General features: G+C 71.5%; 25 protein-coding genes and 1 pseudogene. 17 read left to right on the plus strand and 9 right to left on the minus strand.

What is annotated here, in order from left to right; all coding sequences use genetic code 11:
* Positions 1–210 precede the first annotated feature (210 nt).
* The 4 genes from AB0H71_RS19795 to AB0H71_RS19810 are packed head-to-tail and all read right to left on the minus strand — an operon-like array spanning position 211 to position 5,234.
* Positions 211–1,371 carry a thiolase family protein gene (locus AB0H71_RS19795; protein WP_357022620.1) on the minus strand — a complete coding sequence of 387 codons (1,161 nt, stop codon included), beginning with the start codon at positions 1,369–1,371 and terminating at the stop codon, positions 211–213.
* Entirely contained in the window at positions 1,368–2,543 is a 1,176-nt protein-coding gene (locus AB0H71_RS19800; RefSeq protein ID WP_357022623.1) for an OB-fold domain-containing protein, read from the minus strand. The genes AB0H71_RS19795 and AB0H71_RS19800 overlap by 4 nt, the downstream gene beginning before the upstream one ends.
* 19 nt (positions 2,544–2,562) lie before the next feature.
* The gene (locus AB0H71_RS19805; RefSeq protein WP_357022626.1) at positions 2,563–3,771 is read right to left on the minus strand and encodes a CoA transferase; all 1,209 of its coding nucleotides are present in this window, start codon (positions 3,769–3,771) and stop codon (positions 2,563–2,565) included.
* Positions 3,768–5,234 (minus strand): aldehyde dehydrogenase family protein, encoded by a 1,467-nt coding sequence (locus tag AB0H71_RS19810; RefSeq protein WP_357022629.1) that lies wholly within the window; start codon positions 5,232–5,234, stop codon positions 3,768–3,770. The genes AB0H71_RS19805 and AB0H71_RS19810 overlap by 4 nt, the downstream gene beginning before the upstream one ends.
* A gap of 186 nt (positions 5,235–5,420) precedes the next feature.
* On the opposite strand from AB0H71_RS19810, the gene AB0H71_RS19815 reads away from it, so the two are divergent.
* The 10 genes from AB0H71_RS19815 (at position 5,421) to cutA (ending at position 13,789) form a co-directional block, all read left to right on the plus strand.
* Positions 5,421–6,128, plus strand: coding sequence for an SDR family NAD(P)-dependent oxidoreductase (locus tag AB0H71_RS19815; protein ID WP_357022632.1), 708 nt, complete (start codon positions 5,421–5,423; stop codon positions 6,126–6,128).
* A gap of 25 nt (positions 6,129–6,153) precedes the next feature.
* A complete protein-coding gene (locus tag AB0H71_RS19820; protein WP_357022635.1) occupies positions 6,154–7,014 on the plus strand; it encodes a mycofactocin-coupled SDR family oxidoreductase in 861 nt (286 codons plus the stop codon).
* An 11-nt stretch (positions 7,015–7,025) separates the two neighbouring features.
* Positions 7,026–7,220, plus strand: a complete 195-nt coding sequence (locus tag AB0H71_RS19825) for a ferredoxin (protein WP_233017318.1) — start codon at positions 7,026–7,028, stop codon at positions 7,218–7,220.
* Positions 7,221–7,230: 10 nt separating this feature from the next.
* Positions 7,231–8,583 carry a cytochrome P450 gene (locus tag AB0H71_RS19830; RefSeq protein ID WP_357022639.1) on the plus strand — a complete coding sequence of 451 codons (1,353 nt, stop codon included), beginning with the start codon at positions 7,231–7,233 and terminating at the stop codon, positions 8,581–8,583.
* A gap of 78 nt (positions 8,584–8,661) precedes the next feature.
* Positions 8,662–10,341 (plus strand): OB-fold domain-containing protein, encoded by a 1,680-nt coding sequence (locus tag AB0H71_RS19835; protein ID WP_357022642.1) that lies wholly within the window; start codon positions 8,662–8,664, stop codon positions 10,339–10,341.
* Positions 10,338–11,273: an alpha/beta fold hydrolase gene (locus tag AB0H71_RS19840; RefSeq protein WP_357022646.1), complete on the plus strand. Its 936-nt coding sequence runs from the start codon at positions 10,338–10,340 to the stop codon at positions 11,271–11,273. The genes AB0H71_RS19835 and AB0H71_RS19840 overlap by 4 nt, the downstream gene beginning before the upstream one ends.
* A 5-nt stretch (positions 11,274–11,278) precedes the next feature.
* The gene (locus AB0H71_RS19845; RefSeq protein ID WP_357022649.1) at positions 11,279–11,788 is read left to right on the plus strand and encodes a DoxX family protein; all 510 of its coding nucleotides are present in this window, start codon (positions 11,279–11,281) and stop codon (positions 11,786–11,788) included.
* The gene (locus AB0H71_RS19850; RefSeq protein WP_357022652.1) at positions 11,788–12,606 is read left to right on the plus strand and encodes an NAD(P)-dependent oxidoreductase; all 819 of its coding nucleotides are present in this window, start codon (positions 11,788–11,790) and stop codon (positions 12,604–12,606) included. Before AB0H71_RS19845 ends, AB0H71_RS19850 begins: the two co-directional genes overlap by 1 nt.
* A gap of 3 nt (positions 12,607–12,609) precedes the next feature.
* Positions 12,610–13,383 carry an NAD(P)-dependent oxidoreductase gene (locus AB0H71_RS19855; protein WP_357022655.1) on the plus strand — a complete coding sequence of 258 codons (774 nt, stop codon included), beginning with the start codon at positions 12,610–12,612 and terminating at the stop codon, positions 13,381–13,383.
* Between the two features lie 73 nt (positions 13,384–13,456).
* Complete coding sequence (cutA, locus tag AB0H71_RS19860) at positions 13,457–13,789, plus strand: divalent cation tolerance protein CutA (protein WP_357022658.1); 333 nt, start codon at positions 13,457–13,459, stop codon at positions 13,787–13,789.
* Here the strand turns inward: cutA and AB0H71_RS19865 are convergent.
* The 3 genes from AB0H71_RS19865 to AB0H71_RS19875 all read right to left on the minus strand — a co-directional run bounded on the left by AB0H71_RS19865 (position 13,773) and on the right by AB0H71_RS19875 (position 17,227).
* Entirely contained in the window at positions 13,773–14,987 is a 1,215-nt protein-coding gene (locus AB0H71_RS19865) for a helix-turn-helix transcriptional regulator (protein ID WP_357022661.1), read from the minus strand. The two genes, cutA and AB0H71_RS19865, sit on opposite strands and share 17 nt — an antisense overlap.
* 759 nt (positions 14,988–15,746) lie before the next feature.
* Positions 15,747–15,935, minus strand: coding sequence for a ferredoxin (locus AB0H71_RS19870; protein ID WP_357022663.1), 189 nt, complete (start codon positions 15,933–15,935; stop codon positions 15,747–15,749).
* Complete coding sequence (locus tag AB0H71_RS19875) at positions 15,932–17,227, minus strand: cytochrome P450 (RefSeq protein WP_357022666.1); 1,296 nt, start codon at positions 17,225–17,227, stop codon at positions 15,932–15,934. Before AB0H71_RS19875 ends, AB0H71_RS19870 begins: the two co-directional genes overlap by 4 nt.
* Positions 17,228–17,370: 143 nt before the next feature.
* Here AB0H71_RS19875 and AB0H71_RS19880 point away from each other — a divergent pair, with 143 nt between their 5' ends.
* The 4 genes from AB0H71_RS19880 to AB0H71_RS19895 are packed head-to-tail and all read left to right on the plus strand — an operon-like array spanning position 17,371 to position 21,592.
* Entirely contained in the window at positions 17,371–18,600 is a 1,230-nt protein-coding gene (locus AB0H71_RS19880) for an acyl-CoA dehydrogenase family protein (protein ID WP_357022669.1), read from the plus strand.
* A 17-nt stretch (positions 18,601–18,617) separates the two neighbouring features.
* Positions 18,618–19,850 (plus strand): acyl-CoA dehydrogenase family protein, encoded by a 1,233-nt coding sequence (locus AB0H71_RS19885; protein ID WP_357022672.1) that lies wholly within the window; start codon positions 18,618–18,620, stop codon positions 19,848–19,850.
* A 3-nt stretch (positions 19,851–19,853) separates the two neighbouring features.
* On the plus strand, positions 19,854–20,750 hold the full coding sequence (locus AB0H71_RS19890) for an LLM class F420-dependent oxidoreductase (RefSeq protein ID WP_357022675.1): 897 nt from the start codon (positions 19,854–19,856) through the stop codon (positions 20,748–20,750).
* Complete coding sequence (locus tag AB0H71_RS19895; protein ID WP_357022678.1) at positions 20,747–21,592, plus strand: SDR family oxidoreductase; 846 nt, start codon at positions 20,747–20,749, stop codon at positions 21,590–21,592. The genes AB0H71_RS19890 and AB0H71_RS19895 overlap by 4 nt, the downstream gene beginning before the upstream one ends.
* Before the next feature lie 317 nt (positions 21,593–21,909).
* Here AB0H71_RS19895 and AB0H71_RS19900 read toward each other — a convergent pair whose 3' ends face one another.
* Positions 21,910–22,536, minus strand: coding sequence for a helix-turn-helix domain-containing protein (locus AB0H71_RS19900; RefSeq protein WP_357022681.1), 627 nt, complete (start codon positions 22,534–22,536; stop codon positions 21,910–21,912).
* A gap of 72 nt (positions 22,537–22,608) precedes the next feature.
* Here AB0H71_RS19900 and AB0H71_RS19905 point away from each other — a divergent pair.
* The 3 genes and pseudogenes from AB0H71_RS19905 to AB0H71_RS19915 all read left to right on the plus strand — a co-directional run bounded on the left by AB0H71_RS19905 (position 22,609) and on the right by AB0H71_RS19915 (position 23,875).
* A pseudogene (locus AB0H71_RS19905) lies at positions 22,609–23,485 on the plus strand (phosphotransferase family protein).
* Positions 23,482–23,622 (plus strand): hypothetical protein, encoded by a 141-nt coding sequence (locus AB0H71_RS19910; protein ID WP_357022684.1) that lies wholly within the window; start codon positions 23,482–23,484, stop codon positions 23,620–23,622. Before AB0H71_RS19905 ends, AB0H71_RS19910 begins: the two are co-directional and overlap by 4 nt.
* Before the next feature lie 40 nt (positions 23,623–23,662).
* Positions 23,663–23,875, plus strand: coding sequence for a zinc-binding dehydrogenase (locus AB0H71_RS19915; RefSeq protein ID WP_357022687.1), 213 nt, complete (start codon positions 23,663–23,665; stop codon positions 23,873–23,875).
* A 1-nt stretch (position 23,876) separates the two neighbouring features.
* On the opposite strand, the gene AB0H71_RS19920 is transcribed toward AB0H71_RS19915, so the two are convergent.
* On the minus strand, positions 23,877–24,185 hold the full coding sequence (locus tag AB0H71_RS19920; RefSeq protein ID WP_357022690.1) for a 2Fe-2S iron-sulfur cluster-binding protein: 309 nt from the start codon (positions 24,183–24,185) through the stop codon (positions 23,877–23,879).
* Between the last annotated feature and the right edge of the window lie 88 nt (positions 24,186–24,273).

The raw sequence follows: 24,273 nt of genomic DNA on the forward strand, positions 1-24,273 counted from the left end.
GGCCAGGCCGGACGACGGGCGTGCCGTGGCTTACGAAGCGTCGCCGGTCGAAGCTCGCGCCCGCCGCATCCGACTACCGTCCCGGCCTTCGGGGATCGCGCCGACGACTACGGCCGACCCCTCGGGGATTGTCACCGCCACCACCGCCCCAACCCCTCGGGGATCGTCACTGCGACTACCGCCCCGGCCCCTCGAGGATCGTGACCGCGGCTACTGACCCGGACCCTCGAGGATCGTCACCGCGGCTACCGCGGTGGGACCACCGAGGTTGTGCGCCAGCCCGATGCGCGCCCCGTCGACCTGGTTCACGGCGCTCCCGCGCAGCTGCTCGAAGAGCTCGACGCACTGCGCGACACCGGTTGCGCCCGGCGGGTGCCCCTTGCACTTCAACCCACCGCTCGGATTCACCGGCAGAGAACCGCCGACCGCGGTGACCCCGGCCTCGACCAGCTTGTACCCCTCGAACCGCTCCGCGAAGCCGAGATCCTCGTAGCTCATGAGCTCGATCCCGGTGAAGTAGTCGTGCACCTCGGCGACGTCGACGTCCGACGGCGCGAGCCCAGCCATGTCGAAGGCGCGGCGCGCGGCGCGCACCGTGGCCTGGAAGGTGGTGAGATCGGCGCGGTGCTGGTGCATGACGGTGTCCAGCCCGAGCCCGACCCCGCGCACCCAGACGGGGTTGTCGGTGTAGCGGTCGACCACGTCCTCGGCGGCGAGGATGAGCGCGGCGGCACCGTCGCTCTGCGGCACGCAGTCGTAGACGCCGAACGGCTCGGCGACGATCGGCGCCGCCAGCGCCTGCTCCACGCTGATCTCGAAGCGCAGCCGCGCCTTCGGGTTCGTGGCGCCGTGCCGGTGGTTCTTCACCGCGACCATGGCGAGGTGCTCGCGGGTGGCGGGCGATTCGTACAGGTACCGGTTGACGTGCAGCGCGAACCCGGCGGGGGCGAAGAGCCCGAGCTGGTAATCCCAGGAGCGGTGCCGCGTCATGGACTCCCACTCGCGCAGCATGTCCTTCTCGGCGGTCTCGCGCAGCTTGTCCGCGCCGATAACCAGCGCCACGTCCACCGCGCCGGAGGCGATGGCGTAGAGCGCGTTGCGCACCGCGTCGTTGCCGGTGGCGCAGGAGTTCTCGATGTGCGTGACCGGCAGGTCGGGGGCGTCGAGCGCGTCGGCGAGCAGCCCGGCCGGGAAGCCGTCGGTGGTGCGCAGCGCTCCGAACCAGGCGGCCTGGATATCGCCGAGCCGCACGCCCTTGTCCACCGAGGCGGCGCACTCGGCGAAGGCCATGGGCAGCAGATCCTGGATACCGAGCGCGTAGTGCTCGGCGAACGGCGTCATGCCGGCGCCGACGACCGCGACCCTTCTCATGAGTTCTCCGTTTCGGGTTCGAAGGCGTACCCGTAGTCCGGCACGCCGGAGCGCTCCGCGACCCGGCGCAGCACCATCCGGCCGCGCACCCCGATGGCGGCGGTGCCCGCGTCAGCGCCGGTGACCTTGGCGAGCGCGCGCACCCCGACCCCGTCGAGCTCCACGATGACCAGCGAGTACGGGCTCTTGAGCCCGGGCACCGGCATGCGGACGGTGGTCTCCGCGTACACGGTTCCGGTGCGCGGCAGCGGGACCAGGGTGTAGTCGGTGGCGAGCGTGCCGTCGGGGCCGAGCCGGTAGCGCGGCGGGAAGTCCAGCCGGTCGCTGCCCGGGTGGCTGCCCGCCTCCCAGCGCACCTTGGCCTCGAAGGCGCGGTCGTAGGCGGCGAGCGAGATGGGCAGGTCGGCGCCGGGTTCGAAGGTGCCGTCGGAGGGCGGGCGGGCCGGCGGCTCCACCCGGCGCAGCGCGACCGGGCCCGGCACCACGGTCATGCCGGAGAGGCTGGCCTGCTCCACCCCGACCAGCAGCCCGGCGGCGTCCCACTCCACCATGGTGGCGAGCGCGAAGAGCGCCGAGGAGGCGCCGAGCGTCGGCACCTGCGGCGGCGGGGTCTGGCAGAGCGCGGTGGCCTGCTTGTGGTCCACCCCGGCCACCGCGACCGGGGTGTCCAGCCAGGCCGCGGAGAGCGAGGCGGCGAGGCCGCGCTCGCGCAGCAGCCGGGGGTCGCCGTAGTCGTGCACGCCGGTGGCGTTGCGGGTGCGCACCGGCAGGCTGCGGGAGACCCGCGCCGTCGTCCGCACCTGCGCACCGTCCCGATCGGAGAGCCAGGCCGCCGCCGCGCCCGCGGGTTCCAGGTCGACGCCGATCACCAGGGTGCGCGGGCGGGCCGAGCTGAGCGCGTCCAGCGTGGCGGGGGCGCCGCCGAGCCGCTCGATCACCTCGAGCTCCGGGTCGAGCCCGAGCCCGGCCAGCAGGACCGCGGCATTGCTGCTGCCGACCAGCGGCAGCTCGCGGCTGACCAGCACCACCCGCTCGACCGGCTCGCCGCCGGCGAGCAAGGCGCGCCCGGCCTCGACGGCGAGCGTCACGGCGTCCTCGTCGTCCCCCGTGACACGGTTGTGTCGATCCCCCCAGCACGGCAGGTACGTCCCCATCGACGCGACGTGCGGCATGATCAACTCCTCTCGGGCGTCAGGAGACCGCGCCCGCGGTCTTCAGCGCGATGATGCGGTCCCAGTCGAAGCCGAGCTCGAGCAGGACCTCCTCGGTCTGGGCCGCGAACTCCGGCCCCGGCCGCAGCTCCGGCGCGGCCACGTCGAACTGCACCGGGCTGGAGACCAGCTGCAGCTCGCCCGCGGGCAGCACGTACTCGTTGGCCCGGATCTGGCCGTCCGAGAGCAGCTGCTGCGAATCCTGCACCGGCGCCCAGGGCCCGGCCAGGGTGGCGAAGCGCTCGGTCCACTCGGCCAGCGAGCGCGCGCCGATGGCCTCGCGCAGGATGGCGACGCCGGCGGCGGTGTTCTCCGCGATCGCGGCGGCGTCCGCGAAGCGCGGGTCGTCGGCGAGCTCGGGGCGGTCGATGTGGCGCACCACGTCGGCCCAGAACTTCGCGGGCTGCAGCATGACGAAGGAGAGGAACCGGCCGTCCGCGGTGGCGTAGAGCCCGGAGAGCGGATTGGTCGGCGCGCCGTGCGTGCCCGGCTTCGGCGCCACCATGGGCTGCTTGCCGTGCGCGGAGAGCGCGATGGTGTGGCCGAGCGCCCAGAGCCCGCTGCCGAGCAGTGAGACGTCGACCACCGAGGTCTCCCCGGTGCGCTCCCGCTTGAGCAGCGCCGCGGCGATACCGCCGGCCAGGTTGGTGCCGGAGATGGTGTCGCCGAAGGCCGGTCCCGGCGGCTGGATCATGCCGTCGGTGTCCGGCGGGGTGATGGTGGCGGCGACGCCGCCGCGGCACCAGAAGGCGGTCATGTCGTACCCGCCGCGCACCGACTCGGTGCCGCGCGGGCCGAGCGCGCTGCCCCTGGCGTAGACGATGGACGGGTTCACCGCCCGGATGTCGTCGATGTCGATGCCGAACTTGCTGCGCGCCGAGGGCAGGAAGCTGGTCAGGAACACATCCGCGCCCTTGGCCAGCTCCAGGATCACCTCGCGCCCCTCGGCCACCGACATATCGATCCCGATGCTGCGCTTTCCCCGATTGGCATGCTCCACATTGGGATTCGGGTCGCCCTCGACGGTGAAGGCGCCCACCCGGCGCAGCCCGCGCTGCGGGTCGCCGGAGACCGCGTGCTCCACCTTCACCACGTCGGCGCCCCAGTCCGAGAGCACCGCACCGGCCGAGGGCACGAAGCCGTACATGGCGACCTCGAGCACCTTGATCCCTGCCAGCGGCCCGCTCACGGGAGCACCTCGGCGAGCGTCTTGAGCTGCAGGAACTCCTCCAGCCCGACCCGGCCCATCTCACGGCCGATGCCGGACTGCTTGTACCCGCCGAACGGCGCGTCCGGGGAGAAGTAGTTGCCGCCGTTGATGCTGAAGGTGCCGGTGCGGACGCGCCGCGCGATCGCCTTGGCCCGCTCGGAGTCGGCGCTGAAGACGCCGCCGGAAAGGCCGTAGATGGAGTTGTTGGCGATCCGCACCGCGTCGTCATCGTCGTCGTACGGGATGAGCGCGAGCACCGGGCCGAACACCTCCTCCTGCGCGATCTCGCTGTCCGGGTCGACATTCGCCAGCAGCGTCGGCGCGTAGAAGAAACCGGGATCCAGCTTCTTGCCGCCGGTCACCAGGGTGGCCCCGGCCTCGACCGCGCGCCGGACCAGCCCGTCCACCTTCTCCCGCTGCTGCTCGCTGATCAGCGGGCCCATGTAGGTCGCCGGATCGTTCGGGTCGCCGTGCTTGACGTGCGCGAAGTTCGCCGCCACCAGCTGCGCCACCTGGTCGTGGTCCTTGCGCGGCACCAGCAGCCGGGTGGTGAGCGCGCAGCCCTGGCCCGCGTGCGTGACGATGCTGAACGCCGCGAACACGGCGGCCTTGGTGTAGTCGGCGTCGTCCAGCACGATCGCCGCGGACTTGCCGCCGAGCTCGAGGAAGACCTTCTTGAGCGTGCCGCTGGCCGCGGCCATGATCTGCCGCCCGACCGGGGTGGAGCCGGTGAAGGTGACCACGTCCACGTCCGGGTGCGTGGTCATCCGCTTGCCGACCTCGACATCGGAGGAGGCCAGGACATTCACCACACCCGCGGGGATATCGGTGTGGTTCGCGATGATCTCGCCGATCGCCAGGGTGGCCAGCGGGGTGTCCGGGGCGCCCTTGAGCACGACGGTGCAGCCGGCGGCCAGCGCCGGCGCGAGCTTGGCGAAGGCCAGCTGGTGCGGGTAGTTGTAGGCCGCGATGGCGGCGACCACGCCCGCCGCCTCCTTCTCCACCCAGCGGTGGTGCTGCTGGCCGCGGATCTCGACATTGCCGAGGTCCTCGGTGAAGTCGTAGGTCTTCAGCAGGTCGGCGTAGTAGCGCACGATCTCGATCGGCGTCTCCAGCTGGTTCGCGTGCGTGAGCGCCTTGGTCGCGCCCACCTCGGCGATGGTCAGCGCGCGCAGCTCCTCGACGTTCTCCCGCAGCGCGGTGTACAGCTGGTCCAGGCAGCGCGCCCGGAACTCCGGGTTGGTGGCCCAGTCGGTGCCGTCGAAGGCGCGCCTGGCCGCGGCGACCGCCGCGTCCACCTCGGCCACCCCGGCCTCGGGCGCGTACCCGTAGATCTCGCCGGTGGCCGGGTCGAGCGAGGCGAGTGTCCGCCCGGTCTCGACCAGCTGCCCATCGATCAGCAGCCGGCGCGCCACCGCGACCGCCTGTTCCTGCGTAGACATCCCGTCTCCTCGCTACTGGAAATCACATTCTCACTTCTCGAGAATGATACATTCAGCGCAGCGGGCCGTGGCAACTATCGGCAATCGAGATGCTTGCCCACCTTGCGAAAACGGACAGGGCGAGAGTACCGTTCTCACATCCGAAAAGGAGATTCTTGTGTCGCACACTACACCCGGGGGTCGCGCGTGAGAACCGCTGTGGTCACCGGAGGCGCCTCGGGCATCGGGCTCGGTATCGCGGAGCGGCTGCGCGGCGACGGCTATCGGGTCGCCACCCTCGATCTCGCCCCCGCCGAGGACGACAAGCTCGGCTTCCGGGCCGATGTCACCAAGCCGGAGGAGATCGCCGAGGCGCTGACCAGCATCCGCGCCGAGCTGGGGCCGGTCACCGTGCTGGTGAACTCGGCCGGGCTGGAGGGGTTCGAGAAGTTCAAGAACCTCACCTTCGAGGCCTGGCAGCGCGTCGTCGACGTGAACCTGCACGGCGTCTTCCACTGCGTGCAGGCGGTGCTGCCGGACATGCTGGACGAGCGCTGGGGCCGGATCGTCAATATCTCCTCCTCCAGCACGCACTCGGGCCAGCCCTTCATGACGCACTACGTGGCGGCCAAGTCGGCGGTCAACGGGCTCACCAAGGCGCTGGCCCTGGAACTGGGGCCCTCCGGGATCACCGTGAACGCGGTGCCGCCGGGCTTCATCGACACTCCCATGCTGCGCAAGAACGAGGACGGCGGGCGCCTCGGCGGCACCGTCGAGGACCACATCAAGCGAACCCCGGTGCGCCGCATCGGTACCCCGGCGGACATCGCCGCGGCCTGTGCCTTCCTGATCTCCGAGGAGGCCGGCTACATCACCGGCCAGATCCTCGGGGTCAACGGCGGCCGGAACACCTGAGCAGTATCGAGCGAGAGGAATTCCCGTGGGACGTGTAGAGGGCAAGGTCGCCTTCGTCACCGGTGCGGCCCGCGGCCAGGGCCGCAGCCACGCCGTCCGGCTGGCGGAGGAGGGCGCCGACATCGTCGCCGTCGACATCTGCCACGACATCGACACCATCGGCTACCCGCTGGCCACGCGCGAGGATCTGGACGAGACCGCGCGGCTGGTGGAGAAGACCGGCCGCCGGATCATCGCCGAGCAGGCCGACGTGCGCGACGCGCCGCGGCTGCGCGAGCTGACCGCGCGGGCCGTCGAGGAGTTCGGCAGCCTGGACATCGTGGTGGCCCAGGCCGGGATCGCCGGGATGAAGGGCCAGCCGCAGTGGCAGGCCTGGTCGGATGTGATCGACACCAATCTGATCGGCGTCATCAACACCATCCAGGCGGCGCTGCCGCACCTGAAGGCGGGCGCCTCGATCATCGCCACCGGCTCGGTGGCGGCGCTCATGGACATCGGCAAGGTGGACCAGCCGGGCAAGGACCCTGGCGGCATCGCCTACGTGGTGGCCAAGCGCGGGCTGGCGCAGTACGTGCACCAGCTGGCGCTGCACATCTCGGTGCAGAACATCCGCGCCAATGTCATCCACCCGACCAACTGCAACACCCCGATGCTGCAGAGCGAGCCCATGTACCGCTCGTTCCGCCCCGATCTGGAGCACCCGACCCGCGCCGACGCCGAGCCCGCCTTCGGCGTCCAGCAGGCCATGCCGATCCCCTACGTCGAGCCGGGGGACATCAGCGACGCCGTGCTCTTCCTTGCCTCCGAGGAGGCACGGTTCATCACCGGTACGCAGCTGCGCGTGGACGCGGGCGGCTACCTGAAGTGGTACGACTACCACATCTGAGAGGGAAAACCATGAAGGTCCAGGTCGATCAGGATCGCTGCCAGGGGCACACACTGTGCGCCATGATCGCCCCGCAGTCGTTCGAGCTCAGTGATATCGACGGCCACTCCACGCCGGTGGCCGAGCAGGTCCCGGGTGATCAGGCGGAGCAGGTGCGCGAGGCCGCGCACTCCTGCCCCGAGCGCGCGATCTCCGTCGCGGAATAGGAGGCCGCCCATGACCACCGGCGAGAACACGAGCCACCGGCAGCCCCGCTTCCACTTCGACCGGTTCGCACCCGAGTACCGGGAGAAGTTCCAGGACATCACCGAGGAGATGCAGGGCGAGTGCCCGCTCGCCTGGACCGACACCTACGACGGCCACTGGGTGGCCGCGGGCAACCGCGAGGTCTTCGAGCTCGCGCGCTGCCCGCACGTGTCGAACGACCACGATCCGCACGGCGTGCGCAAGGGGTACCGGGGCATCTCCATTCCGCCAGCCCCGCGCGCCCGCGGCATTCGCGGCGGCATCCTGGAGATGGACGAGCCGGAGCACCGCGAGCTGCGCTCCGCGCTCAACCCGTACCTCTCCCCCGCCGCGGTGAAGCGCTGGATCCCGTTCGTGGACGAGGTGGTGCGCGCCGCCATCGACGAGCACATCGAGAGCGGCCGCATCGATTTCGTGGACGACCTGGCCAATGTGGTGCCCGCCGTGCTCACCCTCGGCATGCTCGGCATCCCGCTGGCCAAGTGGACCATCTACAACGAGCCGGTGCACGCCGCCGTCTACACCCCGCCGGACTCCCCGGACTACCCGCGGATCGCGGAGATGCACCGCACCATGGGCATCGACCTGCTCACCAACCTGGCCCAGATCCGGCAGAGCCCGCGCCCCGGGCTGATCCAGGCGGTCGCCGGCGCCGAGGTGAACGGCGAGCCGCTGCCGGACATGGAGATCCTCGGCATGCTCAGCCTGCTCATCGGCGGCGGCTTCGACACCACCACCGCGCTCACCGCGCACGCGCTGGAGTGGCTCTCGGAGAACCCGGAGCAGCGGGCGGAGCTGAGCCGGGAGCGCGAGCACCTGCTGGACTCCGCCACCGAGGAGTTCCTGCGCTACTACACCCCCGCCCCCGGCGACGGCCGCACCGTCGCCGAGGACTTCGAGGCGGCGGGCGCCTCCTTCAAGGAGGGTGAGCGGCTCTGGCTCTCCTGGGCCATGGCCAACCGCGACCCGGCCGTCTTCGAGGAGCCGGAGAAGGTGGTGCTGGACCGGAAGGGCAACCGGCACTACAGCTTCGGGCTCGGCATCCACCGCTGCATCGGCTCCAACGTGGCGCGCACCGTCTTCAAGCGGATGCTGGTGGCGGTGCTCGACCGGATGCCGGACTACCGGGCCGTCCCGGAGGAGACCGTGCACTACGACACCATCGCGGTGATCCAGGGGATGCGGCACCTGCCCGCCACCTTCACCCCCGGCCCCCGGCTCGGCCCCGGGCTGGCGGAGACGCTGGAGAAGTTGCAGAAGGTCGTCGACGAGCAGCGGCTCGCCGAGCCGGTCACGGTGCATCGCGGCGCCGCGGAGATCTGAATTCCGGACCGATCGCGGGCCGCGCACAGCTGCTGTGCGCGGCCCGCGCTTCGGCAGTTCACGAGTTGAGGAGGCGCCGTGGCGGAGAGCCCATCGGCGGAGACGCCTGCTTCGGGGCGGCCGTTGCCGCTGCTGGGGCTGGATACCGAGTTCTTCTGGAAGTCCGGCGCGGACGGCGTGCTCCGCATCCAGGAGTGCCGCTCCTGCGCCGCGCTGCTGCACCCGCCGCAGCCCATCTGCCGCTACTGCCGCGGCCACGACCTCGGGGTCCGCGAGACCTCGGGCAGGGCGGTGCTCGCGAGCTGGACGGTGAACCAGCGCTTCGCGGTGCCCGGGCTCACCCCGCCGTACGTGATCGCCACGGTCGCGCTCGCCGACGACCCGCGGGTCCGGCTGACCACCAATATCGTCGGCGCCGAGCCGGACGACCTGTTCCTCGGCATGCGGCTCGAGGTCACCTTCCAGCCGGACGCCGATGTCTGGCTCCCGCTCTTCCGCCCCGCCGCCGCGCAGGGCGAGCCCGCCGCGCTGCCGGTGGACGAGATCCCGCCGGAGCGCTTCGCCGAGCACGTGCGGCCCATGCTCGGCACCGCCAAGTTCGAGGACCGGGTCGCGCTGACCGGCATCGGCATGTCCCGGATCGGCCGCAGGCTGATGGTGCCCGCGCTGGAGCTCACCGTGGAGGCGTGCGAGCGCGCGGTGGCCGACGCCGGGCTCACCCTGGACGATATCGACGGCCTCGCCACCTACCCCGGCGGCGGCAACCTCGGCGGCTTCGGCGAGGGCGGCGTGACCGCGCTGGAGGCCGCGCTCGGCATCCGCCCCACCTGGCACAACGGCGGCATCGAGACCTTCGGCCCCGGCGGCTCGGTGATCGCCGCCATGACCGCGGTGGCGACCGGCATGGCCAGGCACGTGCTCTGCTTCCGCACGGTCTGGGAGGCCACCTTCGCCGAGCTCATGAAGGCGGGCCGGATCACCCCGTCCGGCGGTCGCACCCTCAGCTGGCACATGCCGTTCGGCGCAACTTCTGCCGCGCACACCCTCGCGCAGAAGGCGCAGCGGCACTTCCACGACTACGGCACCTCGAAGGAGACGCTGGGCTGGATCGCGCTGAACCAGCGCGCCAATGCCGAGCTGAACCCGAGCGCGGTCTACCGCGACCCCATGACCATGGACGACTACCTGAACGCGCGCCCGGTCACCACCCCGTTCGGGCTCTACGACTGCGACGTGCCGTGCGACGGCGCCGTGGCGGTGATCGTCTCCGCGGTCGAGGCCGCGCACGACCTGCCGATCACTCCCGTCCTGGTGGAGGCGGTCGGCACCCAGATCGTCGAGCGGATCGAGTGGGACCAGAGCACGCTCACCCACGAGCCGCAGGTGCTCGGCCCGGCCGCGCACCTCTGGACCCGCACCGACCTGCGCCCCGCCGACGTGGATGTGGCCGAGCTCTACGACGGCTTCACCTTCAACTGCCTCTCCTGGATCGAGGCGCTCGGCTTCTGCGGCATCGGCGAGGCCGGCGACTTCCTGCAGGGCGGCAAGAACATCGCCCGCGACGGGATCCTCCCGCTGAACACGCACGGCGGCCAGCTCTCGCACGGCCGCACGCACGGCATGGGGCTGCTGCACGAGGCCATCACCCAGCTGCGTGGCGACGGCGGCGAGCGGCAGGTGCCGGACGCCAAGGTCGCGGTGGTCTCCAGCGGCGGGCTCACCCCCGGCGGCGCCATCCTGCTGCGGACCGCGTCGTGACCATCACCGACCTGCACACCGGCCCCGAACCGGTGCTCGCCGAGGTGGACGGCATCCCCGTCTCCGGGCTGCGCGCCATCGCCGACTCCCCGCGTGCGGTGCTCGTCGCGCTGCACGGCGGCGCCACCAGCGGCCGCTACTTCGACTGCCCCGGCCACCCGGAGCTCTCGCTCTTCCGGATCGCGCACCGCCTCGGCTACACCGTGGTCGCGCCGGACCGCCCCGGCTACGGCGCCTCCGCGCCCTTCGCCGACGACCTCGTGCAGCCCGAGCGCAGGCTGGACCTCATGTTCGGCGCCGTCGACGCCTTCCTCGGCGACCGGCCGCGCGGCGCGGGCACCTTCCTGCTCGCGCACTCCGCCGGATGCGAGCAGGCCGTGCGCATGGCGGTCGACCCGCGCGCCGCCGACCTGCTCGGGCTGGAGCTCTCCGGCACCGGCCGCCACCCGCACCCCGACTTCGCCCGCGTCTTCGAGGCCAGGCTGCGGGACGAGCAGACGCCGGGCGTCGGCGAGCTGCTCTGGACGCCGACCCGGATCTACCCGCCCGACATCCTCGGCGGCGCCACCATCGGCGCACCCGGCCCGCGCATGGAGGCGACGGCGCTGAAGAGCTGGTCAGGCCGGGATTTCCCGGCGCTGGCGGCGCACGTGCGGGTGCCGGTGCGATTCACCGCCGCCGAGTACGAGCGGGTCTGGCGCGGCGACCCCGACGCGCTGGCCGAGGTGGGCGCGCTGTTCGGCGCGGCCCCCCGCGTGGTACTCAACCGGCAGCCCAACAGCGGGCACAACATCAGCGTGGGCCACACGGCCGCCGCCTACCACCTGGGCGTGCTCGCCTTCCTGGAGGAGTGCGTGGTGGCGGCCGTGACCGGTGAATTCACCGGTCCCACGCCGCAATTCGACGGCGGCACCGCGCCGTCGGGAAGGTGAAGGCAATGGTCGAGACCGATATCGCGCTGCTGCTGCTGCGCGTCGTCGTAGGCGGCACCATGATCGCGCACGGCGTGAACCACTGGATCGGCGGCGGCAAGATCGCCGGGACCGGCCGCTGGTTCGAGAGCCTCGGGCTGCGCAACGGCGTGCTGCAGGCGTGGTTCAGCGTGGTCACCGAGATCGGCGCGGGCGCGCTGCTGATCCTCGGGCTGCTCACCCCGTTCGCCGCCGCCGCCGTGGTCGGCGTGACCCTGGTGGCCGGGCTGCTCGCGCACCGCCCGAACGGCTTCTTCGTCTTCAAGGAGGGGTACGAGTACGTGCTCGTGCTCGCCGCCACCGTGGTCGCGCTCGGGCTGCTCGGGCCGGGGCGGATCTCGCTCGATCACGCGCTGGATATCGAGATCACCGGCTGGGCCGGGGGCGGGATCGCGCTCGGGCTCGGCGTCGTCGCCACGCTCGGGCTGCTCGCGGTCTTCTACCGTCCCACCACTTCCACGGAGGAGGCGCACTGATGCGCGTCGGATTCATCGGACTCGGCAGCCAGGGCGGGCCCATGGCGCGCCGGATCGTCCTCGGTGGCTTCCCCACCACGCTGTGGGCGCGCCGCGCCGCGTCGCTGGAGCCGTACGCGGACACCGCCGCCCGCACCGCCGACTCCCCCGCCGCCCTCGCCGAGGCCAGCGACCTCGTCTGCCTCTGCGTGGTCGGCGACGCCGACGTGCGCGAGGTGGCCGCCGGGCAGAACGGCGTCCTGGCCGGGATGGCCCCCGGCTCGATCCTCGCCATCCACGCCACCGTGCACCCCGAGACCTGCCGGGAAATCGCCGAACTGGCCGCGCCGAAGGACATCACGGTGATCGACGCCCCCGTCTCCGGCGGCGCGCCCGCGGTGGAGGCGGGCCGGCTGCTGGTCATGGTCGGCGGGCCGGAGGAGGCGGTCGAACGGGCACGGCCGGTCTTCGAGACCTACGCCGATCCGATCGTGCACCTGGGCGATCTCGGCTCCGGGCAGTCCGCCAAGCTCCTCAACAACCTGCTCTTCACCGCCAACCTGGCCACCGCGCAGGGCGCGCTCCGGCTCGGCGCCGACCTCGGCATCGACCCTTCCCGGCTCGGGGAGGTGATCACGCACGGCACCGCCAACAGTTTCGCGCTCGGGCGGGTGGTCGCGTCCGGTGGTTCGCTCGATCGGCTGGCGGCGCACGCGGGTGATCTGCTGCGCAAGGATGTCGGGCTGGTTGCCGACCTGGCCGCGAAGGCGGGGGTCACCACCGGGATCGAGCTCGGGGCCGCCGATGCGACATTGGCGCTCATGGATCGGCAGCGCTGAGCTATGCGGGTCGGGTTCATCGGGGCCGGGCGGATGGGGTTGCCCATGGTCGCCCGGCTCGTAGCCGGTGGGCACGAGGTGCGTGCCCTCGGGCGTTCGGCTGACGCGCGGGCCGCGGTGGCGGAGACCGGCGCGGTGCCGGTCGGTACCGCAGCTGAGGCGATCGCCGGTGCCGATGCCGTCGTGCTCTGCGTCTTCACCGACGATCAGGTGCGCGAAATCGGCGCAGCCGAATCCTTCAGCAGCGCAACGGTGATCGTGCACACCACCGGCAGCCCGGAGACCGTCGCCGCCCTTGCCGCCCGCGGCATCCGGGTCGTAGACGCTCCCGTGAGCGGCGGCCCGCATGATATCGCCCGCGGTTCCCTCACGGTCTTCCTCGGCGGCGCCGACGCCGATATCGCCGTCGCGCGAGAAGTGTTGAGCGCCTATGCGTCACCGATCCTGCACGTCGGCCCGCTCGGCTCCGGGCAGCGAGTGAAGCTGGTGAACAACGCCCTGTTCGCCGCACAGATCGGCCTGGTCGCCGACGCCGTGCGGTTCGGCGGCGAACTCGGCGTGCCCGAGGAGGCACTGCTCTCCGCCCTCCCCCACGCCAGCGGCAACTCCCGCGCCCTGGCGGGGATCGCCGCGAAGGGCTCGGTAGCCGAATTCCGCTCCTCCGTGGGCGAATTCCTCCGCAAGGACGTCTCGGTAGCCCGTGCACTGGCCGGAACCCTCGGCGCCGACCTCGGCCTCCTCGCCGACCCCATCGATTCCGGTGTCGCCCGACCCTGACCACGACGTTCGGAGCCGAGCGCCATCGGCAACCGCTCCGGGGGTGTGGGTTGGCGAGAGATACTGTCATCACATGACAACGGTGCGAGTATGGTCGGTCACCACTACGACGCCGACGGAAGCGGAGGCGAAATCCCTCGCCCGCGCGCTGGTTGCCGAGAAGCTGGCGGCGAGCGCCGAGATCGCAGGTCCATCCACATCGGTGTTCTGGCATCTGAATGAGCTCGGCGAAGGGCTGGAGTGGCGCGTCACCTTCCGTACTTCAGATCGTGTACGTGACCGTTTGGCAGCTCGGGTGAGCGTATTGCATCAGTGGGAAAGCCCGGAGGTCACCGCCGCCCGGGTCGAGTGGTGTGTCGACAGCTACGCCGCATGGGTGGATCGCGTTACTACGGACTCGCCGTAACGAGCCGGGTCTCCTGTGCACGTCGCGCGAGGTCGACGCCGAACGTGCTGCTCGTCGCCGCGCAACGATTCGCCACCTCCCGCACTCTTGCCAGGGGTCGCACCGATGCGGCGCGGGTGGCGAGCGCCAGTGCCTGCTCACCGGCAACGATCGCCCTGTCGATGTCACCAGCGTCGAGGTGAGCATCGGCCAGCCACGTCAGATACAGCGACTTGTCCCGCGACCAGGAATCCGGGTAGTTCTCCAGCGCTTTCGTGAGTGGTTCGATGGCGGCGTCCGGCCTTCCCAGCACCGACCACACCCGACCGGTCATGATGTCTAATTCGGCGTGGTCGACCCAGCTACACCAGGCCGGGGCTGCATCGTCCTCGCTGTCGACCGCGTGGCGGGCGGCATCGAGCGCGCGCACCGCTTGTTCTCGGTTGCCGCCCACCGCATAGGACCACGCCCGGCGCGAGTCGAGAAGCGCCATCCTCCTGCCAGTTGCTTCCGGACCTATTGCTGTGCATGCCGATTCGGCGGATCGCATGGATTCAGCCGTTCCGGACACGTAAGACATATGCAGGAGAGAGTTCGCGACGAGATCCATACTGTTCGCTTCTTCGGCGGCTTTGAGGCCGTAGTCGAAGAATCGGACAGCCAGATCGGAGTGCCCGGCATCGAACGCCGCCCAACCGGATTGCTGGGCTTGCTCAGCGGCCAATATCGTCGTCAATTCTCGGCGGACGTTCGAAGTCAGGTTCGAGTGGGCCAGAATCTGCTCGTTCCGGGCCAATTCGGAGAAATACAGGTGAAATGTGTCGGCTCCACCCAAATAGCTGTCCAGCTCCACCAACCGCGCAAACCTGCTGCGCAATGCCATCACATCGGCGACTCCCACACGTCCAGGAGCGCTGTCACCGAGCTCGGATACCGCGAGGCTGGTGAGGGCGAGGAAACTCCTGCGTTTCGTGGTGTCACCTCTTTCGGATTCACGTCGAGTTCGTTTGGCGAACAGTCCGAGTGCCGACTCCGATTCCACGCCCAACACTGCCACAAGGGCTTCCCGGGTGCTGCGCCTCGGCCAACTTATCTCACCGCATTCGATCCGGCTGATGGCTTGCGCGTCGACCGGCGACGGCTTGCCGGTCGACCGCTCGATCTCGGCGCGCACCCGCGCCGCGAGTTCTGCTTGCGTCAGACCTCGCGCCAGTCTCATCGTCCGGAAATGCGTGTTCGTGACTGCTCCCCCTGCAGAACCGACAGACCGTCGTTTGCCTACAGTTTTGCGCTGTTTTCCGGGTACGGCAAGCGCGACGCTCAGTGGCAGAACCGGCTGCCGGGTCGACGACCGGAGTCCTCGGCAGCGGGTTCCACCAGGGGTACCGGACGAGCAGGGAGGCGCGCAATGAGCGGGATACACCGGACGCAATGCGAGGTGAAACAGGTGCACGGAAGAGCGATAGGGCTCGTTCATCTCGGCCTGCCCGGCGACATATCCGCCCATCACAGGGTGATCCATGCTCTCGCCCGAGCGGAAGCGATCCAGCTGACGGAGTAGTGACGATCGATCACGACACCTACATGCCCATCACTTACATCATTGCCGCCGCGGCCCGGGCCAGGGCCGACACGGTCATTGCCCCGGACCTGGCACATTTCGGCACCGGCTACACCGCCCTACCCCTGGCGTGCGCCCTGCTGGTTCCCACCGGGCTGATCCCCCGCCGACCTCAGCACACCTCACCCGCCACGAAGCGGACGCGAGAGCATCGAGGAGTCAGGTGAGCGCCTCATTCGACAAGCGGCTGGCCGAAGCCCGGCGTAGGGCCGCAGGAACGGACTGGAAGGTACGACGGCGAAAGCCCCCGCCCTACAGGTGGAAACTGGTCACCATCGCAGCTCGTACTCGGTCGGCGCCGGTGCGCCCTGTCGCAGATCGGCCACCACCGTGAGCATCCGACCACCAACGACTGACCTACTCCACCGTGATAGCCCGCTCCGGACAGGCCGACACCGCCTCGAGAACAACCGACTCGAACTCCACCGGCACCTCCCCGGCAACAGCCTCCGCATACCCGTCATCGGTCAACGTGAAGACCTCGGGGCACAGCCCGAGACAGGCCCCGTGCCCCCGGCACCGATCGTCGTCGACGGTGACCTTCACCGATCACCCTCCGCCACGTCGAGTTCCAGGTGCAGCGAGGTGAGCCCGCGCAGGATGAAGGTGGGCAGGTAGTGGTACTTGCGGGCATCGGCGGGGCCGTGCACCGACTCGTCGATCCGCACGTCGGTGGTGCGGGCCAGCAGCCGCTCGATGGCGACGCGGGCCTCGGCGCGGGCGAGGGGGGCGCCGGGGCAGGTGTGGGCGCCGCGGCCGAAGGCGAGGTGCTGGCGGGCGTTGGAGCGGGCCGGGTCGAAGGTGGTGGGGTCCTCGAAGCGGCGCGGGTCGCGGTTGGCGGCGCCGTTCACGACCATGAGGACGGTGCCGACGGGGACCTCGGTCTCGCCGACGGTCCCGGTCTGCTTGGCCAGCCGGAAGTCGCCCTTGACCGGGCTCTCCATCCGCAGCGATTCCTCGATGAAGTTCTGGATGCGGCTGGGGTCCTCGCGCAGGTATTGCTGGATGTCCGGGCGCTCGGCGATGAGCTTCAGGGCCGAGCTCAGCAGCCGGACGGTGGTCTCCTGGCCGGCCGAGAAGAGGTTGGCCGCCACCCGGCACACGTCGAGCACCTCGGGCTGCGAACCGTCCGGGAAGGTGGCGGTGGCCATGCTGGTGAGCACGTCGTTGCGCGGGTTCTCCCTGCGGTCCTCGATGTAGCCGGAGAACTTGCTGTACAGGAACTCGAGCGGGCTGTGCGAGAGGTCGTCGCCGGAGTTGCTGCCGACGGTGCCGCTCTGCCGGTGCGGGTCGCGCTGCAGCGCGTGCAGGAACTCCTCTTGGTCGTCCTTCGGCACCCCGAGCAGGTCCGCGATCACGTACAGGGTGAAGGGGCCGGCGAACTCGCGCATGCAGTCGCCGCCGGTGGCCAGATAGTTGTCCAGCATCCGGTCGGCGATGGACCACATCGCCTCCTCGTTCTCCTTGAGCCGCTTCGGCGTGATCAGCCGCATGAGGAGCGCGCGGTGGTCGGTGTGCGTGGGCGGGTCGAGGGTGGGCAGCTGGTCGCTCATGGGGAGGCTGTCGCGGTGCTCGGCGATCAGCGCGTCGACGTCGTCGCCCTCCTCGATCTTTACAGGGAAGCCGGGGAAGGGGCCGGTCACGGCGATGCAGGAGGAGAAGCGGGCGCCGTCGTTGTAGACCTCGAGCGCCTCGTCGTACCCGGTCACCATCATGACGTCGTGGTGCTTCTCGCGCGTCACCGGGCACTGGGCGCGCAGCTCGTCGAAGTACGGGTACGGATCGGCGACCAGCTCCTGGCCGAGGAAGAAATCCAGATCCTGGAAATTGTTCGCCACGCGACGGGTCCCTTCGACACTCCGGCGGACACCGCTGCGCGGCGGACTTTGCCGGTCTACTTCCGTGATTGAGAATAAGCCTCTCACATGTGAGTATGAGATTTCCACAGCGGCAGCTGCGCGTCAACCGAAGGACCGGATCCATGACCGATGATTCCACCGCGGACCGGCGGTTTTTCCAGGCGACCACCCGCGACTTCCTGGCCGGGACGGTGCCGATCGGCACCGTCCGCGCGCTGGCGGAGTCCGGCACCGGTTTCGACCGGGGCTGGTGGCGTCGCGGCGCCGAGCTCGGCTGGACCGCCATGCTGGTGCCGGAGGAGCTGGGCGGCGGCTCGGTCTCGGGGCAGCCGATGACCGAACTGGCCCTGGTCGCCGCGGAGCTGGGCCGCGCGGCGGCACCGGGGCCGTTCGTCACCACCAGCGCGGTGCTCGCCGGGCTGGCGACCGCCGACGGCGCGGCCGAGACGGTGGCCGCGATTCTCTCCGGCGAGACCGTCGCCACCTGGGCGGTGTACGAGCCGGGCCGCGGCTTCGACGCGCTCGGTGGCCGGGTGCGCGGCACCGCGGGGGCACCCGGCGAGCGGGCGCCCGGCGACACCGCGGCACCCGGGGTCCGGGCGCCAGGCAGTGCCACGACCCGATCGAGCGACGGGTGGATCCCGGCTACCACCGCGGTCGGGGCGGGCGACGGCTACCGGGTCACCGGGGTCAAGGACCGGGTGGAGGCGGCCGACCAGGCCGACGTCTTCCTGGTCACCGCGACCGACGGCGACGGCCCGGTGCAACTGCTGGTGCGCGCCGACGACCCCGGCGTCACGGTCACCCCGGCCTGGACCCTCGACCTCACCCGCCGCACCGCCGTCGTCACCTTCGAGAACGCCGGCGGAACACTCGTGCACACCGGCGATGCCGCCACGAAAGCTGTACGAGCACAGGCGAATACCGCCGCTCTGCTCACCGCGGCGGAGTCGGTCGGCGCCGCCGACCAGGCGCTCACCGCCACCCTGGGCTGGCTCTTCGACCGCTACACCTTCGGCCGCCCCCTCGCCTCCTACCAGGCGCTCAAGCACCGCATGGCGGACAACAAGACCTGGCTGGAGGCGTGCCGCGCCACCGCCTTCGCCGCCGCCGCGGCCTGGGACGCGGGCTCCCCCGCCACCACCGAGAACGTCAGCATCGCGAAGTCGTATGTGGCAGACCGGACCCCGGTGATCGCGCAGGACTGCGTGCAGCTGCACGGCGGCATCGGCGTCACCTGGGAGCACGACCTGCACCTCTACCTGCGCCGGATCACCCTGGGGCGCGCGCTCTACGGCACGCCGGAGGAGCACCGCAGGCACCTCACCGACCTGCTCGAATCCGCCGCCTGACCGAAAGGCCCGCCCGCATGAGCACCGAAACCGAGTCCGTCGAGGACTTCCGCGCCCGCGCCCGCGAGTGGCTGCGCGAGAACCTGCCGCCCTCCTCCGGCACCGAGATGAAGTCCGACTCCGAGGAGGCGTGGGACCGCGCCAGGCAGGTGCAGCGCATCCTGTACGACGGCGGCTTCGCCGGAATCTGCTTCCCCGTGGAGTACGGCGGCCGCGGTCTGACCCCGGCGCACCAGCGCGCCTTCGACGCGGAGTCGCTGCCCTACGAGATGCCGCTGCTGCTCAACGTGCCGACGCTGGCCATCTGCGCGGCCAGCCTGCTCGACCTCGGCACCGAGGAGCAGAAGCGCGCGCACCTGCCCGCGGTGCTGCGCGGCGACGAGCTGCTCGTCCAATTCCTCTCCGAGCCGCAGGGCGGCTCCGACCTGGCCGGGCTCACCACCCGCGCCGAGCGCGACGGCGAGAACTGGATCCTGAACGGCTCCAAGATCTGGAGCTCCGGCGCCTACGCCGCGGACTACGGGCTCTGCCTGGCCCGCACCAACTGGGAGGTGCCGAAGCACCGCGGCCTCACCATGTTCCTTGTCCCGGTGCACGCCGATGGCGTCACGGTGCAGCGGATCAAGCAGGTCACCGGGTCGACGGAGTTCTGCCAGGAGTTCTTCGACGATGTGGTGCTGCCCGCCGACGCGGTGCTCGGCGAGGTCGACGCGGGCTGGGCGGCGGCCTCCCGGCTGCTCTTCCACGAGCGCGGCGCGCTCGGCGGCACCTCGCCCTTCACCAGCGGGGCCAAGCCGCACCTCGGCGGCGAGGCCGACACCCTGCTGCGGCTCGCGCGGGCGACCGGGCAGCTCGGCGACACCAGGGTGCGCGAGGACATCGGCGCCGCGCGCGCCATGACCGTGGTGCGCGACCAGCTCATCGACCACATCACCCAGGCCATCACCAGCGGCGCGCTGCCCCCCGCCGCGGGCTCGATCACCCGCCTCTTCTCCGCCGAGAACGCCTGGCTGCAAACGGATACCGCGCTGCGGATCGCCGGGCCGGACGGCGCGACGCACGCCCCCGGCGCGCAGGCCGACACCGAGACCGTCGGGCTGGACTACCTCTTCCGCGCGGCCTGGAGCCTGGCGGGCGGCAGCACCGAGATGGCGCGCACGGTGATCAGCGAGCGGGTGCTCGGCATGCCGCGCGAGTACGCGGCGGACCGGGACGTGCCGTTCAACCAGGTCAAGCGCGGACGGAGCTGACCCGTGCGCTTCCTCTTCCACTACCCCGAACTCGCCGGCGACCAGGGTGATCTGCTGGACGCCGGGCCGCTCGCCGAGGTGGCCGCGGCGGCCGAGCACCACGGCTTCGACGGCTTCTCGATCAGCGAGCACCCGGCGCCCGGCGCGCGCTGGCTGGCCGCGGGCGGGCACCAGACGCTCGACCCGTTCGTCGCGCTCTCCTTCGCGGCGGCCGCGACCACCCGGCTGCGGCTGCTCACCTACCTGTCGGTGGCGCCGTACCGCAACCCCATGCTGCTCGCCAAGGCGGCCGCCACCCTGGATCTGCTCTCGGGCGGGCGGCTCACCCTCGGGCTCGGCACCGGGTACCTCAAGGGCGAATTCCATGCACTGGGCGTCGATTTCGCGGAGCGGAACACGCTCTTCGACGAGGCGCTCGACGTGCTGCCCCTGCACTGGAGCGGCGAGCCGTTCAGCTACACCGGCACGCACTTCGACGCCAGGGAGGTGATCGCGCGGCCGCGCCCGGTGCAGCGGCCGATCCCGATCTGGGTGGGCGGCAACTCTGCGCTCAGCCGCAGGCGGGTGGCGGCCAAGGCGCAGGGGTGGATCCCCATGACCGGCGGCGCGGAGCTCAGCACCACGGCGCGGACCGCGGAGCTGGGCACCATCCCGGAGCTGGCCCGCAAGATCGGCGAGATCCGGGAGCGGGCCGCGGCGGCCGGGCGCACCGAGCACATCGACCTGGTGTACTCCTACCACGATGCCGCCGACCCGGCGATCGAGCCGGAGCGGCACCGCACCGCCTTCGCCGAGCTGGCCGCGGCGGGAGTGGACTGGCTGGTCATCTCCAACCGGACCCCCACCGCCGCGGCCACCTTCGACTTCCTGGCTGCCTTCGGCGGGACCTACCTGACATGAGCTGGTTCGAGGAGCGGGCCGGGCTGGCGGGCACGGTCGCGATCGTCACCGGCGGTGCGGGCGGGCTGGGCCAGGCCATCGTGGCGGATCTGCTGGCGAACGGAGCCGGGGTCGCGGTGCTGGACCGCGACCCCGAGGCGGCCGCCGCGCTCCCCGGCGACGTGCTGGTCCGGGTCGGCGACGCCCGCGACCCGGCCGAGCTCGCCGCGCTCTTCGCCGCGGTCGACGAGCGCTGGGGCCGGCTGGACACCCTGGTGAACGTGGTCGGCGGCACCTTCCGCGCCGCCTTCACCGACACCACCCCCGGCGGCTGGGACGCGCTGCTGCGCACCAACCTCACGCACGTCCTGCACGCCTGCGCGCTCGCCGTGCCGCGCATGCGGGCCGGCGGGCGCGGGGGCAGCATCGTCACCATCTCCACCGTCGAGGCGCACCGCGCGGCACCGGGTTTCGCGGTGTACGCGGCGGCCAAGGCGGCGGTCGAGCACTTCGCCCGGACGCTGGCGGTGGAGGTGGCGCCGGACGGGATCCGGGTGAACAACGTGGCCCCCGACTACATCCCGACCCCGAACCTGCGCCGGATCGGGGGCGAGGACGGCGCGCTGGACGACCCCGACGGCGTCCGGGTGGCGATCCCCATGGGCCGGGCGGGCGTCGTCACCGACGTCTCGCACTGCGTGGTGTTCCTCGCCTCCCGGCTCTCGGCGTACATCACCGGCACCACCCTGCACCCGGACGGCGGCACGCACGCCTCGGCGGGCTGGTTCAACTGGCCCGGCGAGGGGTGGGCGAACCACGTTCCGCCGCGGTACCTCCGGGATCAGCCGACCGGGCCGGTATAGGGGAGCACGACGGTGCACCGCGGCCATCGAACCCGATCTGAGCGCGATCGGCTGGCCGAACCCGGGGGCCGTGGCGCATCTGCTCGTGGCGATGGTGGCGGAGATCGCGCTCACCGAGCTCTACGCGCGCGAGCCCTGTCCCGAGCTGCGCGCCGCCGCGCTCACGCTGGTGACGCACCCGGCGGGATGAGCGCTCAGCGCGAAGAACCGGGGAGGCCGGGGCGCTGATCCGTCGCACCGGATCGGGCGTCCGGCCCCCGACGGCGTTACGCACCCGGGCGGGCGGAGCGCTCACACGGGCCGCATCGCCTGAACGCTCAGGCGGGCGGCGTCAGCGCGCGCAGGGCGAAGTCGGTGATGCGGTCGGCGAGGGTGGCGTCGGGGAGTTCGCGGCGGCGGAGCAGGTCGGTGAGGGTGCCGATGGTGGCGTGCGCGATGAGGGCGGCGTCGAGCCCGGGGGTGGCGCTGCCCAATTCGGCCAGGTCGGCGTGGAGCAGGGCGGCCAGCGCCTCGCCGACGACGCCGGGGCCGGGCTCGAGCGCGATACCGGGCCCCGCGGCGTTCCAGAGCACGGCGAGGGTGGCGGCGGCCGACTCCGCCTCGGCCTGGGCGAGCACCGCCGCCACCCAGCGCCGGACCCGGGCGCGCGGGTCGCGCTCCCCCGCCATGCGGTGCGCGGCGTAGCCCGCGAGGCGCTCGGCCCCGTCCTCGAGCAGCGCCGCCACCAGCGCGTCCTTGGAGGGGAAGTGCCGGTAGAAGGCCTCGTTGGAGAGCCCGGCGGCGGCCACGATATCGGCCACCCGCGGTTTGCCGGTGGTGCCGGCGGCGGCCATCACCACGAGGGCGGCGTCGAGCAGGCGGCGCACCTCGTCGGCGTAGTCGGCACCGCGCCGGGCCAGCGCCCGCTGCGCGATCCGGCGCGCCACCGCACCCGGGTCGTCCACCGCGTCACCACCTCTCTGAGAATTGCATTCTGAATCATGAGAGGCTTATTCTCAAGTGGACTCGGAGGTGCGATGACCGACCTGCACACCCCGCGGCTGGCCGCCTGGATGGATGGGGCGGGCCTCCCGGGCGCCGGTGCCCCGCTCCGCACCCGGCTGCTCTCCGGCGGCACCCAGAACGAGATCTACGAGGTGGCGCGCGGTGATTTCCGTGCCGCGCTTCGCATTCCGCCCGCGGCGGCACCCCCCGACAGGGACAAAGGCATCCTGCGCGAGTGGCGCATCATCGCGGCGCAGCGGCCCGCCGCGGGCTGGCGCTGGAACTCGCCAAGGGCATCGCGCTGCTCTCCCGGGTGGACTGGCGGGGCCGCGGCCTCGGCGATCTGGGCCGCCCGGACGGCTTCCACGACCGCCAGGTCGAGCGCTGGACCGGCTTCTTCGAGCGGATCAGGCGACGCGAGCTGGACGGCATGGACACCGCCACCACCTGGCTGAAGGCACACCGGCCGCTGGATTTCGTGCCCGGCATCATGCACGGTGACTACCAGTTCGCGAATGTCATGTACCGGCACGGCGCCCGGCCCGGCTGGCCGCCATCGTGGACTGGGAGATGGGCACCGTCGGCGACCCGAAATTGGACCTGGCGTGGATGCTGCAGGGCTGGCCGGTGAACACCGCCGACCCGGAGCCGGGCGCCTTCGCCTACGTCGACATGCGGCACCTGCCCTCCCGGGAGGAGGTGGCCGCCCACTACGCGGCGGTCTCCGGCAGGCAGGTCGACGATCTCGACTACTACCTGGTGCTGGCGCAGTGGAAGCTCGCCATCGTGCTGGAGCAGGGCTTCCAGCGCGCCGGCGGCGACGAGAAGCTGCTGGCCTTCGGGCCGATCGTGCCCGAGCTCATGCGGTCGGCCGCCGAGCTCGCCGAGAGCACGGGGTACCGCGGATGAGCACCGACCCGGCCATCCGGGTGCTGCTGGTCGCCGGGCGCTACCAGGTGCGGGTGCCGCCGCCGTTCGTGGTCGGCAGCGAGTTCGCCGGGTGGTCGAGGTCGGGGGCGGCGGCTTCGCGGCCGGGGAGCGGGTGACCGCGCCTCCGGCGTCATCCCCCGCATCCCGCTGCACCTGGTGCTGCTAAAGGGGATCGACCTGCTCGGCTTCCAGTTCGGCGACCTCGACCCGGAGCTCTACCGGCAGCACCGGGCCGAGCTGGCCGCGCTGCTCGCCGACGGCACGGTCCGCCCGCACATCGGGACGCGCTATCCGCTGGCGGAGACCGCCGCCGCGCTCCGGCTGGTCGCGGACGGCCGTGCCGTCGGCAAGGTGCTGATCGAGCCGTGACCTACTCGTACTCGATCGTGATGGCGGGGGTGCGCGGCTCGGACTGGCAGGTGAGGACGTACCCCTCGGCGAGGTCCTCATCGGTCAGCGCGTCATTGATCCGCATCTCCACCCGGCCCGCCCGCAGCACGGCCATGCAGGTGCCGCAGTTCCCGGCCTCGCAGGCGAAGGGCGGGTTCAGCCCGGCCCTGCGGGCGGCCTCCAGCACCGTGTCGTCGGTGGCGAGCCGCACCGTCTCGGTGCGGCCGTCGAGCAGGATCGTCGCCTCCACGGCCGTCGCGGTGGCGGGCTCGTTGCCGTTTCCGGCCATGGCGGTACTCCCCTGGTCGAGATTGAGCGATCGCTCAGCGTGAAAGCTGAGCACATGCTTAGCACGGGCGCGCGGACCCGGTCAACCA

The sequence above is a fragment of the Nocardia sp. NPDC050697 genome (assembly GCF_040654395.1).
Taxonomy (GTDB): domain Bacteria; phylum Actinomycetota; class Actinomycetes; order Mycobacteriales; family Mycobacteriaceae; genus Nocardia.

Bases quoted from the DNA above. Each gene is read 5' to 3' on its own strand.
- AB0H71_RS19800 (WP_357022623.1), bottom strand. From the start codon at position 2,543: ATGCCGCACGTCGCGTCGATGGGGACGTACCTGCCGTGCTGGGGGGAT.
- AB0H71_RS19795 (WP_357022620.1), bottom strand. From the start codon at position 1,371: ATGAGAAGGGTCGCGGTCGTCGGCGCCGGCATGACGCCGTTCGCCGAG.
- AB0H71_RS19830 (WP_357022639.1), top strand. From the start codon at position 7,231: ATGACCACCGGCGAGAACACGAGCCACCGGCAGCCCCGCTTCCACTTC.
- AB0H71_RS19845 (WP_357022649.1), top strand. From the start codon at position 11,279: ATGGTCGAGACCGATATCGCGCTGCTGCTGCTGCGCGTCGTCGTAGGC.
- cutA (WP_357022658.1), top strand. From the start codon at position 13,457: ATGACAACGGTGCGAGTATGGTCGGTCACCACTACGACGCCGACGGAA.
- AB0H71_RS19880 (WP_357022669.1), top strand. From the start codon at position 17,371: ATGACCGATGATTCCACCGCGGACCGGCGGTTTTTCCAGGCGACCACC.
- AB0H71_RS19920 (WP_357022690.1), bottom strand. From the start codon at position 24,185: ATGGCCGGAAACGGCAACGAGCCCGCCACCGCGACGGCCGTGGAGGCG.
- AB0H71_RS19885 (WP_357022672.1), top strand. From the start codon at position 18,618: ATGAGCACCGAAACCGAGTCCGTCGAGGACTTCCGCGCCCGCGCCCGC.
- AB0H71_RS19810 (WP_357022629.1), bottom strand. From the start codon at position 5,234: ATGTCTACGCAGGAACAGGCGGTCGCGGTGGCGCGCCGGCTGCTGATC.
- AB0H71_RS19850 (WP_357022652.1), top strand. From the start codon at position 11,788: ATGCGCGTCGGATTCATCGGACTCGGCAGCCAGGGCGGGCCCATGGCG.
- AB0H71_RS19895 (WP_357022678.1), top strand. From the start codon at position 20,747: ATGAGCTGGTTCGAGGAGCGGGCCGGGCTGGCGGGCACGGTCGCGATC.
- AB0H71_RS19855 (WP_357022655.1), top strand. From the start codon at position 12,610: ATGCGGGTCGGGTTCATCGGGGCCGGGCGGATGGGGTTGCCCATGGTC.
- AB0H71_RS19825 (WP_233017318.1), top strand. From the start codon at position 7,026: ATGAAGGTCCAGGTCGATCAGGATCGCTGCCAGGGGCACACACTGTGC.
- AB0H71_RS19865 (WP_357022661.1), bottom strand. From the start codon at position 14,987: ATGAGACTGGCGCGAGGTCTGACGCAAGCAGAACTCGCGGCGCGGGTG.
- AB0H71_RS19910 (WP_357022684.1), top strand. From the start codon at position 23,482: ATGAGCACCGACCCGGCCATCCGGGTGCTGCTGGTCGCCGGGCGCTAC.